We start from the raw sequence: 16,820 nt of genomic DNA, 5'->3' as shown, positions 1-16,820 counted from the left end.
TTTGCGGGACACGCAGTGAATACATCCCTGTACGCTCTCCACGGCCATCCCTGGCCGTGAAAGGTCCCGCAAACGGCCACCGGCATCAGCGCCTTCGCATCAAGTTCCAATAAACTTTTCGGGTCGTAGGGTGGATAAGCGCAGCGCATCCACCAAGGGCGGGCCTGTGGCCCGCATGCGGAGCTGGAGCTCCGCGCTCCCGGGTCAAATCACCCCGGCGCGCAGTATATCGTGCATATGCAGCACGCCGACGGGGTGGTGCGCCTCGTCCTCCACCACCAGGGCGGTGATCTTGTGGTCTTCCATGATGCGCAGCGCCTCGGCGGCGAGGGTCTCTGCGGACACCGTCTTGGGGCGGCGGCTCATGACTTCTTCCATCTTGGCCCTGTCCAGCTCCACCTTGTGGTCGATCACGCGGCGCAGGTCGCCGTCGGTGAACACACCGAGCAGTGTGCCCTTGTGGTCGACCACGGTCGTCATGCCGAAGCCCTTGCTTGTCATTTCCAGCAGCGCCTTGGAGAGCAGGGTCTCGGGGAAGACCTGCGGCAGTTCGTCGCCGGCGTGCATCACGTCTTCCACCTTTAGCAGCAGTCGCCGGCCGAGGGCGCCGCCGGGGTGGGAGAAGGCGAAGTCCTCGGCGGTAAAGCCGCGGGCCTCCAGCAGAGCAACGGCCAGGGCGTCGCCCATGACCAGGGTGACTGTGGTAGAGGAGGTGGGGGCCAGGTTCAGGGGGCAGGCCTCGGTTTCCACGGCGATGTCCAGGTTGACGTCGGCGGCCTGGGCCAGCGGGGAGTCCGCCTTGCCGGCCATGCTGATCATCGGGATGCCGAGCCGCTTCAGCAGCGGCAGCAGCGTCAGCACTTCCGCGGATGAGCCGGAATTGGAGATGGCGATCACCAGATCATCGCGCGTGATCATGCCCAGGTCGCCGTGGCTGGCTTCCCCGGGGTGCACGAAGAAGCTGGGCGTGCCGGTGCTGGCCAGGGTGGCCGCGATCTTGCGGCCGATATGTCCGGACTTGCCCATGCCGGTCACGATGGCGCGCCCGCGGCACTGCAGGATCAGTTCACAGGCGCGCTTGAATTCGTCGTTGATTCTGTGCTCCAGCGCGGCCACCGCTTCTGTTTCCATCAATACGGTGCGGCGTCCCGCTTGCAAAATCAGGTCCTGGGTCATTGAGTGTCTCTGGTAATTCGCTTCTATTGAGTGTAGGTACTCACAAAAGTGCCGTTCTGCGGCGAAACGGCCGCCAACGACCGCGCTGGCGCCGGGTCTCGCCCGCTCTGGCCTTGTCGCCGCGACCGGTGCGGATCTCGGGGTGGGCTGGCCCGCGGTTCGTCGTGCTAACCTCTATCTATCCGGATTGTTGAATTCGGTGAAACACGGCGCTCGCGGCGCCGGGCGGCCGCCGGATTGCAACGTGCCGCCACACCGGTGGGCGCGGCCATGGTATAGTCTGCCGCCGCCTCTGTCAGCTCTGTCGCTCAGTGGATGATGGACAGATTCGCGAAGTACGGCGGAAAACCGCAGAAAACGGCGTCGCCATGGCACTTATTTACGCCATGTGCGTCCAAGGAACGATTTGCCAACGGGAGAATTTTTGTGAACGCATCTTCAATAAATGGTCGGCTGGGTTTCGTGCGGTGGGTCAAGTTTGCCCTCTGCGCCCTGCTGGTCTCCGCCTGGGCGCCATCTGCCAGCGCCGCCCAGGACCCCTACATCATGATCGAAGGGGTGTCCCAGAGCCTGTTGGGTGTGATTCGCTCCAATGCGCAGTACATGAATTCCGATCCGCAGCGCTACTACAGCGCGGTGGAAGGCGTGCTGACGCCGGTGGTGGACTTTGACTTTATCGCCCGGGGCGTGATGGGGCGTTACGCCAAGCAGGCGACCGCCGCGCAGCGGTCGCGCTTTACCAGCGCCTTCCGCCGCGATCTGGTGGCGACCTTTGCCCGCGGCGTGGCCACCTTCGGCGACATGGACGTGAATGTCGTGAATCCGGGTACCAGCCCGAGCGGCAACCGCGTCAATGTGCTGCAGGAGGTGCGGAGCAAAGAGGGGATCACCAAGGTTTCCTATACCCTGGTGCGCAACCGCGCCGGCCAGTGGAAGCTGATCAACGTGATTCTCAATGGCGTCAACCTGGGCAAGACCTTCCGTAGTCAGTTCGCCCAGTCCATGCAGACGCACGGCGATATCGACAAGGTCATCGCCAACTGGTCTGCAGCCCAGGATGTAGCCGACAAGGTGGGCTAAGGGCGCCCGCGCGGGTCGCGCAGCTGTGGCTGCGCGACCGGTCGGTTTCCAGTACACTTGCGCGCTATTTTTCCAACCAACGCAATTCCCGCCTATGCAACCCGAAGAAATCAAGGCCCTGATCGAAGGGCATATCCCCGAGAGTCGCGCCGATGTCGCCTTCGAGGGCAGCCATCTGATGGTCACAGTGGTCAGCAGTGCCTTCGCCGGCCTGAGCCGCCTGAAGAAGCAACAGCTGGTCTACGCGGCGCTCAGTGACAAGATCGCAGACGGCACCCTGCATGCGGTTCAGATGCAGACGCTCACCCCGGAAGAAGCCGGTCACTGATGACCTTGCGGTGAGATAGATCAGTCCGGCCGCTCCAAGCTTTCGCGGCGCCTTCGGCCCATGATCTATCTCACCGTCGCCCGCGCAATACTGGCGCAGATGTGCGAATCTGCCTGTCCTGTATTGTGCGGGCTCGCACCGGCCTGCGCCCGGCGGCGGCACATCCCTGTGCCGCTTTAATGCGGCTACGCCGCTCAGCTAATGAATACGCGAGACTGAATGGACAAGTTAATCATTGAGGGCGGCAGCCCGATCTCCGGAACCCTGAAGATTTCCGGGGCCAAGAACGCTGCGCTGCCGATTCTCGCCGCCGCGCTGCTGGCGGATGGGCCGGTGCACATCCACAACCTGCCGCACCTGAACGACATCACCACCATGATCACCCTGCTGCGGTGCATGGGCTGTGAGGTCACCATCGACGAGAAGCTGGGCGTGGAGATAGATCCGCGCTCGGTGAACGACCTCACGGCGCCCTACGAGCTGGTGAAGACCATGCGCGCCTCCATCCTGGTGCTGGGTCCGCTGCTGGCCCGCCACGGTGTGGCCAACGTCTCCTTCCCCGGTGGTTGTGCCATCGGCAGCCGTCCGGTGGATATTCACCTGAAGGGCCTGGAGGCCATGGGCGCGCAGATCACCATCGATGAGGGCTTTATCCGCGCCCGCACCAACGGTCGTCTGAAGGGCGCCAATATCGTCATGGAGAAGGTCACCGTCGGCGGCACCGAGAATCTGCTGATGGCCGCCGTACTGGCCGAGGGCACCACGGTGCTGCACAACGCCGCGCGGGAGCCGGAGATCGTCGACCTGGCGGAATTCCTGATCGCCATGGGCGCGCAGATCGAAGGTGTCGGGACCGATACGCTGCGCGTGCACGGGGTACAGCGCCTCAATCCCTGCACTTTTACCGTGATGCCGGACCGTATCGAGACCGGCACTTTCCTCGCGGCCGCGGCCGCGGCGCGGGGCAAGGTGCGGCTGACCCATACCCGCGCCGATATCCTCGACGCGGTGCTGCTCAAGTTCGAGGAGGCCGGTGCGCACCTGAGTGTCGGCGACGACTGGATCGAGCTGGACATGAAGGGCAACCGCCCGAAAGCCGTCAGCTTCCGCACGGCCCCCTATCCGGCATTTCCCACCGATATGCAGTCCCAGTTCACCGCCATGAATGCGGTGGCCGAGGGCAAGGGTGCGGTGGTGGAGACCATCTTCGAAAACCGCCTGATCCAGGTGCACGAACTCAACCGCATGGGTGCCAATATCCTGCTTGAGGGCAACACCGCGATAGTGACCGGTGTGGAAAAGTTGAAAGGCGCCCCGGTGATGGCCTCGGATCTGCGCGCTTCCGCCAGTCTGGTAATCGCCGGCATGGTTGCCGAGGGCACCACCATCGTCGACCGCATCTACCATATCGACCGCGGCTACGAGTGTATCGAGGAAAAACTGCAGCAGCTGGGGGCGAATATCCGCCGGGTGCCGGGATAAAGTTGGCCGGGACTCGGGACTCAAGACTCGGGACTCGGAAAGAACACCGAAGGTTAAAGTGAAGGTCCTGATGCCGGTAGCTCTTTGCGGGACCTTCTGCGGCCATGGATGGCCGCGGAGAGCCTACAGGGATGTATTCACGGCGTGTCCCGCAAAGAGCTACCGGCAGCAGGGCCGCACCAAACTCGAATAGTGGCTCCACGGAATTTGGAAACGATCGACGCTCGCCGATAAAACGATAACCGCCATGCAAATCACCATCGCACTGACCAAGGGCCGAATCCTCCAGGAAACCCTGCCGCTGCTCGCGGCCGCGGGACTGGAGCCGCTCGAGGATATCTCCAAAAGCCGCAAATTGATTTTCCCCACCAATCAGGAAGGCGTGCGCCTGCTGGTCCTGCGCGGGGTGGATGTGCCCACCTATGTACAGCACGGCGCGGCGGATATCGGTGTCGCCGGCAAGGATACCTTGCTCGAGCATGGCGTCGATGGGATATACGAACCGCTCGACTTGGGCATCGCCCGCTGCCGCCTGATGACTGCCGGCATCCGGGGCGCGGAGCTGCCGCGGGGCCGCATCAAAGTCGCGACCAAATTCGTGCAGAGTGCCAAGCGCTATTACGCGGCCCAGGGGCGCCAGGCCGATATCATCAAGCTGTACGGCGCCATGGAGCTAGCCCCGCTGATGGACCTGGCCGACGAGATCGTCGATATCGTCGACACCGGCAACACCCTCACGGCCAATGGTCTCGAAGCCCGCGAAACCATCGCACAGATTAGTAGCCGCCTGATCGTCAACAAGGCATCGATGAAGATGAAGTACCAGCCCATCAACGCCCTGATTGAGAAGCTCGCCGCTGCAGTGCAGTAATGACCGACTAAACAATCCCCGATCAAAGACCGCCATGACCTCCGACAGCATTCGCCGGCTCAATGCCGCAGACAGGGAATTCGATGCGCAACTGGACCAGCTGCTGGCCTGGGAGTCCGTCGCCGACAGCCAGGTGGAAGCAACCGTTGCGGAGATTCTGCAGCAGGTGCGCAGTCGCGGCGATGCGGCGGTCATCGAATATACCAACCGCTTCGACCGGCGCCAGTTAGCCAGTGCGCGCGAATTCTGCCTGGCGCCCGCTGAACTGAGCGCCGCGCTGCAGCGCATCCCCGCCGCGGAGCGCCGCGCCCTGGAAGCCGCCGCCGAACGGGTGCGGGAATACCACCGGTATCAGTTGCAGGAGTCCTGGCGCTATCGCGAAGCGGACGGCACTGTCCTCGGCCAGCAGATCACACCGATGGAGAGAGTCGGCATCTATGTGCCCGGGGGCAAGGCGAGTTATCCGTCCTCGGTGCTGATGAACGCGATCCCGGCCAAGGTCGCCGGTGTCGACTGCGTCGCCATGGTGGTGCCGGCGCCGGACGGTCAGCTGAGCGACCTGGTGCTGGCCGCGGCGGCCATCGCCGGCGTGGATCAGCTGTATACGATCGGCGGCGCCCAGGCCGTGGCGGCACTGGCCTACGGCACTCAGTCCGTGAAGAAAGTGGACAAGATTGTCGGGCCCGGCAACATTTTTGTCGCCGCCGCCAAGCGCGCGGTGTTCGGTCGTGTCGCTATCGATATGATCGCCGGCCCGTCGGAAATCCTGGTGATCTGCGACGGCCAGACGGACCCTGACTGGATAGCGATGGACCTGCTGTCCCAGGCGGAGCACGACCAGCAGGCGCAGTCGATACTGCTCAGCCCCGATGCGGCGTTTCTGCAGGCGGTGGGGGAGTCGCTGGAGCGGTTGCTGGCGGAGCTGCCGCGCCGCGAAATTGCCGCGGCGTCTCTGGCCGGGCGCGGCGCCCTGATTCAGGTGGAGTCGATAGAGGCGGCGATAGCGCTTGCAAACCGCATAGCGCCGGAGCACCTGGAAGTCTCGGTGGCAGACCCTGAGCAGTACCTGCCGCAGATCCGCCACGCCGGCGCCATCTTTCTCGGCCGCCACACCGCCGAAGCCCTGGGCGACTACTGCGCCGGCCCCAACCACGTGCTGCCGACGAGCGGCACCGCGCGCTTCTCCTCACCGCTGGGCGTCTACGATTTCCAGAAGCGCAGCTCGATTATCTACTGTTCGCCGGAAGGCGCCGACAAGCTCGGCCGCGTCGCCCGTACACTGGCGCGCGGCGAAGGGCTGGAAGCGCACGCGCGCTCTGCGGAGTATCGCGTCGAGGACTGAGACTTCACCCGGTCGCGCGGTGGGCTACTGCTCGGCTGCCGGAATCTTGGTGGCCTGCCAGGCGACCGCGCGCCAGTTGCCGTCGCGTTTTACGAATGTGCCCGTATTGAAATAGCGGCTGGTCACGGCCTCAGCTGCGGACCTGTCCTCTCCAACCAGCTTGAAAGCGACCACTGCGGTCTCCCCGAACAGGCGTATATCGACCTCTTCGGCACTGTAGCTCGCCGTCACCGGCTGTCCCTTGGCTTCCGCCAGCCCCTGCATGATCACCGCTTTGCCGAAGCGCTTGCCGGACGAGCTGGTGTAGATCAGGTCATCGGCCCAGAAGCGCTGGTGCACGGCGGCATCGCCGGCGGCGCCCGCGAGAAATTCTTCCAGCAGCTGTTGCAGTTGCTCCCGGTCACCGGCGTGGGCCGGGGCGGCGAACAGGATGATAAGGAAGGAGATTGCCAGTGCGCGCATAGATATTCTCTCTTTTTTAGTATGGGACGCCACTAGCTGCGGCGTTGTGCCTTGGGTTTTTCCGATACGGTGGCCTCGACCGTGTTGGCGACACCGTTGCGCATAAAGGTAATGGAGACGGTATCGCCCGGGCGCAGCGTCGCCATGGTGGCGATGCCGCGTTTGCCGTCATTGATCGGCTGGCCGTCGATATGCGTGATCACGTCGCCGGGCTTGAGGCCGGCCTGGTGCGCCGGACCCTGATTGTAGATGGCGGTAATGATCACGCCGTTGGTGGATGGCAGGCGGAATGCGCGCGCGAGCTGCGGCGTTACCGCACTCGCCTCGATACCCAGCCAGCCGGGTACCACACGGCCGTACTCAATGATGTCCTGCATTACCTTGAAGGCGATGTTGGCTGGTATCGCGAAGCCGATACCGCCGGAATAGCCGGTACGGCTGACGATTTCGGTGTTGATACCCAGCAGGCGCCCGTGGGCATCGACCAGCGCGCCGCCGGAGTTGCCCGGGTTTACTGCCGCGTCGGTCTGCAGGAAGTTCTGCAGGTAGCTGCCGGTACCACTGCTGGACAGATCCAGGTAGCGCTCGCCGGTTGCGCTGATGATGCCCTGCGTCACCGTCTGGCCGACGCCGAAGGGGTTGCCGATGGCGAGCACCACGTCACCCACCTGGACCTTTTCCGGCTCGCCGACTTTGATGGATGTGAGGTTGGGCAGATCCACTTTCAGTACCGCCAGATCGAAATCGGCATCGCTGCCCACGAGCTGCGCCTGGGCCTCGCGTCCGTCCGCCAGTTTCACCAATATCTCGTCAACGCCGTTGACCACGTGATGGTTGGTAAGGATGTAGCCGTCATCGCCGACGACCACGCCGGAGCCCACATTGGACTCCAGGCGTTGCCGTTCCAGCGGGTTCATTCTTTCGAGCAGCATCCGGAACAGCGGGTTGTTGGAGTTGGGGTGGTTGGCCAGGGGCGTGCGGGTATAGATGTTGACCACGGCGGGCGCTGCGCGCCTTACTGCAGATGCATAGGAGACCGGCCCCTGCCACTCGTCGGTCGCGGGTGCGGGCGCGCCGCCGCGCAGTTGCGGAAACAACAATAACAGCGTTGCCGCCATTGCAAGGCCGATGCCGGCGGGGACGGCCCAGTCCTGTAGAAAACGTTTTGGGGACACTCTCGACTCCTCGATTTGCGGCCATTATACATGGCTCGCCGGCCGGAGCCGCGGCCGCCTGGCCTCTTGGATGCGCAGGCACCTGCACCAGGGCAGGATTTCGATCCGCAGGCCATTGGTCGGGGAGCGCAGATCCGTATAATGGCGAGTCCAAAATTCCAAGACCTATCGCCATTTCATTAAATTGGAGACCAAAATGTCCCTGGTTCGCCCCCACGGCAGTGTTGAGCTGCAGCCCCGCTTTGTGTACGACAGCGAGCGGCATCACCAGTTGATGCACGAGGCGGAGTCCCTGCCGTCGATTGTGGTCAGCTCCGCCGCCGCGGCCAATGCGGTGATGCTCGGCGCCGGCTACTTCAACCCGCTGCACGGCTACATGAACCTGGCGGACGCTCTGAGCGTGGCCGAGACCCTGCGCACCGTGAACGGCCTCTTCTGGCCGGTGCCGGTATTGAATGTGGTGCAGGACACCAGTGCCATCGAGGGTGCCTCCCGCATTGCCCTGCGCGACCCGAATATGGAAGGCAACCCGGTGCTGGCGATCATGGACGTCGAGGCGATCGAGACCATATCCGAAGAGCAGCTGGATACCATGGCCGGCCATGTGTTCGGGACTCTGGACGAGAAACACCCGGGCGTCGCCACCTTCAAGTCCGCGGGCCGCAAGTTGATTTCCGGCCCGATCGAAGTGCTGAATTTCAGCTATTTCCAGAGCGACTTTCCGGATACCTTCCGCACAGCGGTGGAGATTCGCAACGAGTTTGTCGAGCGCGGCTGGAGCAAGGTGGTGGCCTTCCAGACCCGCAACCCGATGCACCGCGCCCACGAGGAGCTGTGCAAGATGGCGCTCGACGGCGTGGACGCGGACGGTGTGCTGATCCATATGCTGCTGGGTCAGCTGAAGCCCGGTGATATTCCCGCGCCGGTGCGCGACGCCTCCATCCGCAAGATGGTCGAGCTGTACTTCCCGGCCAATACCGTGATGGTGACCGGCTACGGTTTCGACATGCTGTATGCCGGCCCGCGCGAGGCGGTGCTGCATGCGGTCTTCCGCCAGAACTGTGGCTGCAGCCACCTGATCGTCGGTCGCGATCACGCCGGGGTGGGGGACTACTATGGTGCTTTCGATGCGCAGACCATCTTCGACGAGAAGGTACCGGAGGGGGCGCTGGAGATCGAGATCTTCCGCGCCGACCACACGGCCTACTCAAAAAAGCTGAATAAGGTGGTGATGATGCGCGATGTGCCGGATCACACCAAGGAAGACTTTATCCTGCTGTCCGGCACCAAGGTGCGCGAGTTGCTGGGTGACGGCATCGCCCCGCCGCCGGAGTTCTCCCGGCCGGAAGTGGCGCAGATCCTGATGGACTACTACCAGAAGCTCTGAGTCGGACCTTTAAGCAATAAAAAGGGCGGGTTGTTACCCGCCCTTTTTTGTCTGGCTTTTGTGGGTTTCGCCGGCTTAATGCTAGCGACTTGCCGCGCTCTCGCGCCCTCCGGCGGGCTCCTTCTCGAGACCAAAATCTTCCGATAGTGTGCCCTTGGCGCCCGGCTCCTTCGGCGCCCAGTCCCGCGGTGGCGCGACGCTCTGAAGGTTCTCGACGTTATCGCTCAGCTTGCCGCTGCCGGCCTCCAGCATCTGGCGGCCGATATCATGGCTGGACAGGCGCATGGCGCTGTTGGCCAGATATTCATGCACTTCCCGATAGCTTTCGGTCAAGTTGTGAACCAGTTGCGCTGTCTGGTCAAAATGTTCGTTTACCTGCAGCTGGAAATCCTCAAGCCTGTTGTTGGCTTCGCGCAGGCGGAGCTCCAGTTCCTGGGTGCGGTCCAGGCTGCCGCGTCCGCGTACCGCCAGAAATGCCAGCAGGGCGCCCAGCACTAGGCCGAGAATGCCCACCAGAATCAATACCGATGTAGAGTGCACGAAAACTTCCTCCTCAACTAATAAAAAGCGCCGGCCATCCCTGACGTAGACACCATTATACGCAATTCGAGCCGCAGCGTCGGGATAGTCGCAGCCGGCGAAAAAACGGTGGGAATTTGCTAGAGTGGCGCCCCTCGCAGCCAGGCAGTCGATCGTATCCCCAGCTATGTCACCCGCTAACTCGCCCATTTTGTCACCGCTAGAGCGCTACCAGCGCGATTTGCAGCGCCCGGACTTTGTCGCAGATCCGGCACAGCAGGCCGCCGTCGAGGAGCTGCAGGATCTTTATATCCGCCTGCTGCAGCGGGTGGGGCGGGGCAGTTTGTTCGGGCGCGTGCGCAAGCTGTGGCGGGATCAGCCGCAGCCGGAACGGGGGCTCTACTTCTGGGGCGGCGTCGGTCGCGGCAAGACCTACCTGATGGACGCCTTTTTCGAGTCGCTGCCCTTTGCGCAGAAGCAGCGCACGCACTTTCACCGCTTTATGCGCCAGGTGCACCGGGAGCTGAAGGCGCTGTCGGGCGAGAAGAACCCGCTGGAGCAGGTGGCGGATCGCCTCGCCTCGCGGGCGCGGGTGCTGTGTTTCGACGAGTTCTTTGTCTCCGATATCACCGATGCGATGATCCTCGCCAATCTGCTGGACGCGCTCTTCCGTCGCGGGGTTACCCTGGTGGCAACGTCCAATATCGAGCCGGAGGGCCTGTATAGGGACGGCTTGCAGCGGGCGCGCTTCCTGCCGGCCATCGCCCTGCTGAAACAGTACACGAAGGTGGTCAACGTGGACGGCGGCACCGACTATCGGCTGCGCGCGCTGGAGATGGCGGAGCTGTACCACTCGCCGCTGGACGCGGCGGCGGACGCGAGTCTGGCGCGCAGCTTCGCCAGGCTAAGTGTGGAGGGCTGCGAGGTGCGCGATAAAGTGAACCTGGACGTGGAGGGGCGTCCCATTCGCGCCCTGAAGGTCGCCGACGACGTGGCTTGGTTCGATTTCAGCGACCTGTGCGACGGACCCCGCTCGCAGAATGACTATATAGAGCTGGCGCGGGAATTCCACACGGTGCTGCTGGCCGAGGTGCCGCGCTTCGACGAGCGCATGGAAGCCCAGGCGCGGCGCTTCATCAACCTGGTGGACGAGTTCTACGACCGCTGCGTCAAGCTGGTGATCTCCGCGGAGGTGCCCGCGGAGCAGCTCTACGGCGGCAAGCACCTGAAGTTCGAGTTCGAACGCACGGTCAGCCGGCTGTTGGAGATGCAGTCTCACGAGTATCTGGCGCGGCCGCATAGGCCAGAGTGAGCCCCTCCTCCGTCTAGTAGTACCAGTAAGAGAGATTTGTGGCGGTCCTGGCGCCGGGGGCCTTTCACGGCGTGTCCCGCAAGCAGCTCCCGGTAGCGAAGCCGCCACTGGACTAGCTTACTGGCACCCCTGGAGAGGGGCGCGCCCTGTAGCCCGCCTGCAGCGCACACGGCGCCGAAAAGAGCCGCCCAAAATCGCTTGAAAAGCATACACTCCTTATGTACTATCCGCGCTCTTTCGTGGGACGGCCCCTATTTTCGGGGTCTTATTACAGGTGTTTATAACATGAAGACTTACAGTGCCAAGCCGGAAGCGGTAACACGCGACTGGTACATTGTCGACGCTGCGGACAAGACTCTCGGCCGTATTTCCGCCGAGATCGCCCACCGCCTGCGCGGCAAGCACAAGCCTGAATTTACGCCCCACGTGGACACCGGCGATTACATCATCGTGATCAACGCCGAGAAGGTCCGCGTGACCGGCAACAAGGCCAAAGACAAGATCTACCACAGCCACTCCGGCTACCCCGGTGGTCTCAAGTCCATCAGCTTCGAGAAGCTGATCGAAAAAGCGCCCGAGCGCACCATTCAAAGCGCCGTAAAAGGCATGCTGCCGAAGGGTCCGCTGGGTCGCGCCATGTTCAAGAAGCTGAAAGTATACAGCGGCAGTGAACATCCTCACGCGGCGCAACAGCCGATTGAACTGGCGATCTAAGGGGGAATACTCAGATGGCAACTACTCAATACTACGGTACCGGCCGCCGCAAGACCTCCACCGCTCGTGTATTCATCGAGCAGGGCGAGGGCAAGATCACCGTTAACGGCCGTACCCTGGACGAATACTTCGGCCGCGAAGTGGCGCGCATGATCGTGCGTCAGCCGCTGGAAATGGTCGACATGGTGGAAAAATTCGATATCAACGTCACTGTTAAAGGCGGCGGTTCCTTCGGTCAGGCGGGCGCTATCCGCCACGGCCTGACCCGCGCCCTGATGCAGTACGACGAAGCGCTGCGCCAGCCGCTGCGCGCTGCGGGTTACGTGACTCGCGACGCCCGTGAAGTGGAGCGTAAGAAAGTGGGTCTGCGCAAAGCGCGCAAGAAGCCGCAGTTCTCCAAGCGATAAGCTTTCTTTTTGGCCCGGCAATTGCCGGGCTTTTTTATTTCCGCTATGCAGCTGGCGTCGAACACTTCTTGTCAGATCTGCCTAGTATCTCGCCAGTTCGCTGCGCGATTCCCGACGTTCCCCTTGTCATTGCCTTGTATCAAATTGGCATTTTCTTTAACATTGCGCGAATTTGTATCCGCTTGATTTATGGGGTTTATTCGCGCGGACAGTCTGTCGGGCGAAATTTCCTGCAAGATTTTTTGGGTTTGGGCCAGCCTGTCTCCGGAGCTTCCGGGACGCTGTGATGGGAGAACTACGTCATGAGTGATGACGGTGTAAACGTAGGACGGCGCCGCTTCCTGACCGCCGCTACCTCGGTTGTCGGTGGTGCGGGTGCGGTAGGTGTAGCCGTACCCTTCGTCGCATCCTGGAATCCGAGCGCCAAGGCGAAAGCCGCCGGCGCGCCGGTGAAATACAATGTCGGCAAGCTCGAAGCGGGCCAGATGGTCACCGTTGAGTGGCGCGGAAAGCCCGTCTATGTCGTGCGCCGCACCGAGCAGACACTGCAGAATCTGGAGAAAGTGACGCCGCTGCTGCGCGATCCCAACTCGGAAGAATCGATTCAGCCCCCCTACGTCAACCCGGAGAACCGCGCTATCAAGCCGCATCTGCTGGTGCTGGTTGGCCTCTGCACGCACCTGGGCTGCGCTCCCATGTACCGGCCGGAGGTCGGCGCGGCCGATCTCGGCGGCGACGAGTGGATGGGCGGCTTCTTCTGCCCCTGTCACGGCTCCAAGTACGACCTGGCCGGACGCGTTTTCAAGGGTGTGCCCGCACCGACCAACCTCGATGTACCGCCCTATTCCTTTGAGGGTGACGACGTAATCGTAATCGGCGTGGATCAGGAGGGCAGCGCATGAAATGGCTAACCGCATTCGGTGACTGGGTCGACCAGCGTCTGCCGATCTACCAGGCCTGGGACAGGCACATGGGCAAGTACTACGCGCCCAAGAACTTCAATCTCTGGTACTTCTTCGGCGTCTTCTCCCTGCTGGTCCTGGTCAACCAGCTGCTCACCGGCATCTGGCTGGTGATGAGCTTCAATCCCTCCGCCGAGGGTGCCTTTGCCTCCGTCGAGTACATCATGCGCGACGTCGAGTGGGGCTGGCTGATTCGCTATATGCACTCCACCGGTGCCTCGGCGTTCTTCGTCGTGGTCTACCTGCACATGTTCCGCGGACTGATGTACGGCTCCTACAAGCCGCCGCGGGAGCTGGTGTGGATCTTCGGCATGTGCATCTACCTGGTGCTGATGGCCGAGGCATTCATGGGTTACGTGCTGCCCTGGGGGCAGATGTCCTACTGGGGCGCTCAGGTGATCGTGTCACTGTTCGGGGCCGTTCCCGGCATTGGTGAAGACCTGGTGCAGTGGATCCGCGGTGACTACCTGATCTCCGGTATTACCCTGACCCGCTTCTTCTCCCTGCATGTGATCGCGCTGCCGCTGGTGCTGGTACTGCTGGTGGTACTGCACATCCTCGCATTGCACGAGGTGGGTTCCAACAATCCGGACGGCATCGAAATCAAGAAGAACAAGGACGAGAACGGCATACCCCTGGATGGCGTGCCCTTCCACCCTTACTACTCGGTGCACGACCTGGTGGGCGTGGCGGTATTCCTGTTCATCTTCTGTGTGGTGGTGTTCTTCTTCCCGGAAATGGGCGGTTTCTTCCTCGAACACGCGAACTTCGAAGAGGCAAACCCTCTGAAGACGCCGGAGCATATTGCGCCGGTGTGGTATTTCACGCCTTTCTACGCGGTTCTGCGCGCGGTAACCATCGATATAGGCCCGCTGACCGCCAAGTTCCTCGGCCTGGTGGCCATGGGTGCGGCTATCGCGATCCTGTTCGTGCTGCCGTGGCTGGATAAGAGCCCGGTGCGCTCCATCCGTTACAAGGGCTGGCTGCCCAAGGCGCTGCTGCTGGTGTTCGCTGCGGTATTTATCATCCTCGGCTACCTGGGTGTTAAATCCCCGACGCCGGGCCGCAACTTCCTGGCCCAGGTGGCGACCCTGTTCTATTTTGCCTTCTTCGTGACCATGCCCATCTGGAGCAACCCGAAGGAGCGCAAGGGCATGGCGTCCTGGATCGTGAGCGGCGTCTTCGCGGTACTGTTCCTGTGGATGGCGGTAACCAACTTCAAGGCGAGCCTGTTCGTCGGTGTCGCGGCCCTGCTGCTGGCGGCGTTCTTCGCCGCTCTGCCGTGGCTGACCGTGCGCGACGAGGTGCATCCGGAGCCCGCACGGGTAACCAGCCCCTCCGGCGGCAAGACCTTCGGTGTGCTTTTCGGTGGCATCATTGTCGTGGCGCTGCTGGCCTTCCTGCCGATCAAGGCAGTGGGCGCAGAGAGCACGGTGGAACTCGACTACATCAACATCGACCTGAGGGACAAGCCGTCCCTGCAGCGCGGTGCCAAGTACTTCGTCAACTACTGCATGGGTTGCCACAGTGCCAACTTTTCCCGCTGGGAACGCGTGGCCACTGACCTGGAAATTCCCAACGAGCTGATGCTGCAGAACCTGGTGCTGGGTGAGGGCAAGATTGGCGATCTGATGCAGATCTCCATGCGTCCGGACGACTCGAAAGTCTGGTTCGGCGCCGCGCCGCCGGACCTGACACTGGTTGCCCGCTCCCGTTCTCCGGAATGGCTCTACACTTACCTGCGCAGTTTCTACAAGGATGACAGCCGCCCGACCGGCGTGAACAACAAGGTGTTCCCGAGTGTGGCCATGCCCCACGTGTTGATGGAACTGCAGGGGCTGCCGGAGTGTGCGCCCGGCCCGAAGCGCGAACACGGCCACACGGTGCGCGATGACCTGGGTAACCCGATCATGGACGCCGAATGTGGTAGCCTGAAAGTCGGTAACGTCAAAGGCTCCATGAACGAGGCGGAGTTCGATCAGGCGATGTATGACCTGGTGAACTTCATGGAATATATCGCCGAGCCGATGGCGGAAGAGCGCAAGCGCATCGGTTTCTACGTGCTGGCGTTTATCGTGGTGTTCTTCATCTTCGCCTGGCTGCTGAACCGCGAATACTGGAAAGACGTGCAACACTGAGTTGTCGCCGATTTTCCGTTGCTGGGTGGTGGGGCTGCTCCGCCACCCTTTTTATGTTTTTGGAATGATGGTTGGCGCAGGCGCCGACCAACTAGTTTGAGGTAGTTAGAACATGGGTGTGCCGACCAACAAGCGCTCCTCCATGACCTTCTTTTCCGATGGTCGCAGTCATTACAGCCACCGAGTGCGCATTGTGCTCGCAGAGAAAGGCGTTTCCGTCGATATCATCGATGTGGATCCGGATGATAAGCCTGCGGAACTGGCTGACCTCAATCCGTACAACTCGCTGCCCACCCTGGTGGACCGGGAACTGGTGCTGTTCGAAACCAAGGTAATGATGGAGTACCTGGACGAGCGTTTCCCGCACCCGCCGCTGCTGCCGGTCTACCCGGTTGCCCGTGCGCAGAGCCGCCAGATTATGTACCGCATCGAACGCGACTGGTGCCCGCTGGTCGAAAAGATTCTCGCCGGTGGCAAAGACGTCGCTGCCGCGCGCAAGGATCTTCGCGACAGCCTGGTCGGAATTGCACCGATGTTTACCGACCTGCCGTATTTCTTCAATGAAGAGTTTTCGCTGGTGGATTGCTGTATGGCGCCGCTGCTGTGGCGTCTGGAGCAGTTCGAGATCAGCCTGCCGAAGACCAAGCAGGCCAAGCCGCTGCTGGATTACATGGACCGCCTGTTTGCGCGGGAGGCCTTCCAGCAGAGCCTGACCGAATACGAACGGGAAATGCGCTGAGGGCCGAGAAGCGCCTGGACAAAGCACCGCTTTGCGCGCGGTTCGGCGCCCCGCCATGGGCCTAAGGCGCCCCGCCATGGGCCTAAGGCGCCGCGAATGCATGCGGCGCCCGGACCGGTGGGGCAGGGGGCAGATCGAACTCGATAAAGCCGCGCCATGGATGGTAAGCACTGGGCCCCTCGCGGCAACTTTAACGGCGCGTGGCAATTTTTACGGAGAGTGACTTGAGTAAGCCGCCCATGACATCCAATCGCCCGTATATCCTGCGGGCGTTTTACGAGTGGATAACCGATAACCGGTGCACTCCGTATATCCTCGTCGACACGCATCTGACCGGTGTGCTGGTGCCGCAGCAGCATGTCAATGAAGACGGGCAGATAGTGCTGAACATCTCCGAGAGCGCCGTGGCGGGCCTCACCATGGACAACTACGCGATCCGCTTCAATGCGCGCTTCGGCGGCGTACCCACCGATATTCAGGTTCCGGTGGGCGCGGTGGTCGGCATCTATGCGCGCGAAAATGGCCAGGGCATGGTGTTTGAAGCGGAAGAGACGCCGGAACCGCCGGAGCCGACGCCACCCACAAGCCTCGGCAGGAAATCTGCGAAGAAGCCCGCGCTGCGCGTGGTCAAGTAGGCGCTGCAAAGACGGCAGTGACCCGCGGTCGGCTTCAGCGGTCGATCGCGGGTTGCCGTCGCAAACTGCGACGCATTCCCTCCGCCGGCTG

General features: G+C 62.3%; 17 protein-coding genes. 13 read left to right on the top strand and 4 right to left on the bottom strand.

Annotation, left to right across the window (positions count from 1 at the left end; all coding sequences use genetic code 11):
- Positions 1–204 precede the first annotated feature (204 nt).
- Complete coding sequence (locus tag RRF64_RS06885; protein ID WP_323845094.1) at positions 205–1,176, bottom strand: KpsF/GutQ family sugar-phosphate isomerase; 972 nt, start codon at positions 1,174–1,176, stop codon at positions 205–207.
- Between the two features lie 426 nt (positions 1,177–1,602).
- Here RRF64_RS06885 and RRF64_RS06880 point away from each other — a divergent pair, with 426 nt between their 5' ends.
- The 5 genes from RRF64_RS06880 (at position 1,603) to hisD (ending at position 6,279) form a co-directional block, all read left to right on the top strand.
- A complete protein-coding gene (locus RRF64_RS06880) occupies positions 1,603–2,256 on the top strand; it encodes an MlaC/ttg2D family ABC transporter substrate-binding protein (protein ID WP_323845093.1) in 654 nt (217 codons plus the stop codon).
- Positions 2,257–2,350: 94 nt separating this feature from the next.
- A complete protein-coding gene (locus tag RRF64_RS06875; RefSeq protein ID WP_323845092.1) occupies positions 2,351–2,584 on the top strand; it encodes a BolA family protein in 234 nt (77 codons plus the stop codon).
- Between the two features lie 219 nt (positions 2,585–2,803).
- Positions 2,804–4,066 (top strand): UDP-N-acetylglucosamine 1-carboxyvinyltransferase, encoded by a 1,263-nt coding sequence (murA, locus tag RRF64_RS06870; RefSeq protein ID WP_323845091.1) that lies wholly within the window; start codon positions 2,804–2,806, stop codon positions 4,064–4,066.
- 247 nt (positions 4,067–4,313) lie between these two features.
- Positions 4,314–4,937, top strand: coding sequence for an ATP phosphoribosyltransferase (gene hisG / locus RRF64_RS06865; protein WP_323845090.1), 624 nt, complete (start codon positions 4,314–4,316; stop codon positions 4,935–4,937).
- Between the two features lie 34 nt (positions 4,938–4,971).
- On the top strand, positions 4,972–6,279 hold the full coding sequence (gene hisD / locus RRF64_RS06860; RefSeq protein WP_323845089.1) for a histidinol dehydrogenase: 1,308 nt from the start codon (positions 4,972–4,974) through the stop codon (positions 6,277–6,279).
- Positions 6,280–6,303: 24 nt separating this feature from the next.
- On the opposite strand, the gene RRF64_RS06855 is transcribed toward hisD, so the two are convergent.
- A complete protein-coding gene (locus RRF64_RS06855) occupies positions 6,304–6,741 on the bottom strand; it encodes a nuclear transport factor 2 family protein (RefSeq protein WP_323845088.1) in 438 nt (145 codons plus the stop codon).
- Positions 6,742–6,773: 32 nt separating this feature from the next.
- Positions 6,774–7,916, bottom strand: coding sequence for a S1C family serine protease (locus RRF64_RS06850; protein ID WP_323845087.1), 1,143 nt, complete (start codon positions 7,914–7,916; stop codon positions 6,774–6,776).
- A 196-nt stretch (positions 7,917–8,112) separates the two neighbouring features.
- Between RRF64_RS06850 and sat the strand changes: the two genes are divergently transcribed.
- Complete coding sequence (sat, locus tag RRF64_RS06845; RefSeq protein WP_323845086.1) at positions 8,113–9,303, top strand: sulfate adenylyltransferase; 1,191 nt, start codon at positions 8,113–8,115, stop codon at positions 9,301–9,303.
- Positions 9,304–9,384: 81 nt separating this feature from the next.
- Here sat and RRF64_RS06840 read toward each other — a convergent pair whose 3' ends face one another.
- Positions 9,385–9,843: a Z-ring associated ZapG family protein gene (locus tag RRF64_RS06840; RefSeq protein WP_323845085.1), complete on the bottom strand. Its 459-nt coding sequence runs from the start codon at positions 9,841–9,843 to the stop codon at positions 9,385–9,387.
- Between the two features lie 166 nt (positions 9,844–10,009).
- Between RRF64_RS06840 and zapE the strand changes: the two genes are divergently transcribed.
- From zapE to RRF64_RS06805, 7 genes are all read left to right on the top strand, one after another.
- Positions 10,010–11,134: a cell division protein ZapE gene (gene zapE / locus RRF64_RS06835; RefSeq protein WP_323845084.1), complete on the top strand. Its 1,125-nt coding sequence runs from the start codon at positions 10,010–10,012 to the stop codon at positions 11,132–11,134.
- Between the two features lie 285 nt (positions 11,135–11,419).
- Positions 11,420–11,848: a 50S ribosomal protein L13 gene (gene rplM / locus RRF64_RS06830; RefSeq protein WP_323845083.1), complete on the top strand. Its 429-nt coding sequence runs from the start codon at positions 11,420–11,422 to the stop codon at positions 11,846–11,848.
- Positions 11,849–11,862: 14 nt separating this feature from the next.
- Positions 11,863–12,255 (top strand): 30S ribosomal protein S9, encoded by a 393-nt coding sequence (rpsI, locus tag RRF64_RS06825; RefSeq protein ID WP_323845082.1) that lies wholly within the window; start codon positions 11,863–11,865, stop codon positions 12,253–12,255.
- A gap of 302 nt (positions 12,256–12,557) precedes the next feature.
- Positions 12,558–13,157 (top strand): ubiquinol-cytochrome c reductase iron-sulfur subunit, encoded by a 600-nt coding sequence (gene petA / locus RRF64_RS06820; protein WP_323845081.1) that lies wholly within the window; start codon positions 12,558–12,560, stop codon positions 13,155–13,157.
- Positions 13,154–15,355 (top strand): ubiquinol-cytochrome c reductase, encoded by a 2,202-nt coding sequence (locus RRF64_RS06815; protein WP_323845080.1) that lies wholly within the window; start codon positions 13,154–13,156, stop codon positions 15,353–15,355. Before petA ends, RRF64_RS06815 begins: the two co-directional genes overlap by 4 nt.
- A gap of 112 nt (positions 15,356–15,467) precedes the next feature.
- Positions 15,468–16,094 carry a glutathione S-transferase N-terminal domain-containing protein gene (locus tag RRF64_RS06810; protein ID WP_323845079.1) on the top strand — a complete coding sequence of 209 codons (627 nt, stop codon included), beginning with the start codon at positions 15,468–15,470 and terminating at the stop codon, positions 16,092–16,094.
- A 239-nt stretch (positions 16,095–16,333) separates the two neighbouring features.
- On the top strand, positions 16,334–16,729 hold the full coding sequence (locus RRF64_RS06805; protein WP_323845078.1) for a ClpXP protease specificity-enhancing factor: 396 nt from the start codon (positions 16,334–16,336) through the stop codon (positions 16,727–16,729).
- Positions 16,730–16,820: the final 91 nt, after the last annotated feature.

It is taken from the genome of Microbulbifer magnicolonia (assembly GCF_035117725.1).
In the GTDB taxonomy this organism is placed as follows: Bacteria; Pseudomonadota; Gammaproteobacteria; order Pseudomonadales; family Cellvibrionaceae; genus Microbulbifer; species Microbulbifer magnicolonia.
Note: the sequence above shows the minus strand (reverse complement) of the source record. Positions and strands in the feature narration are given on the sequence as shown.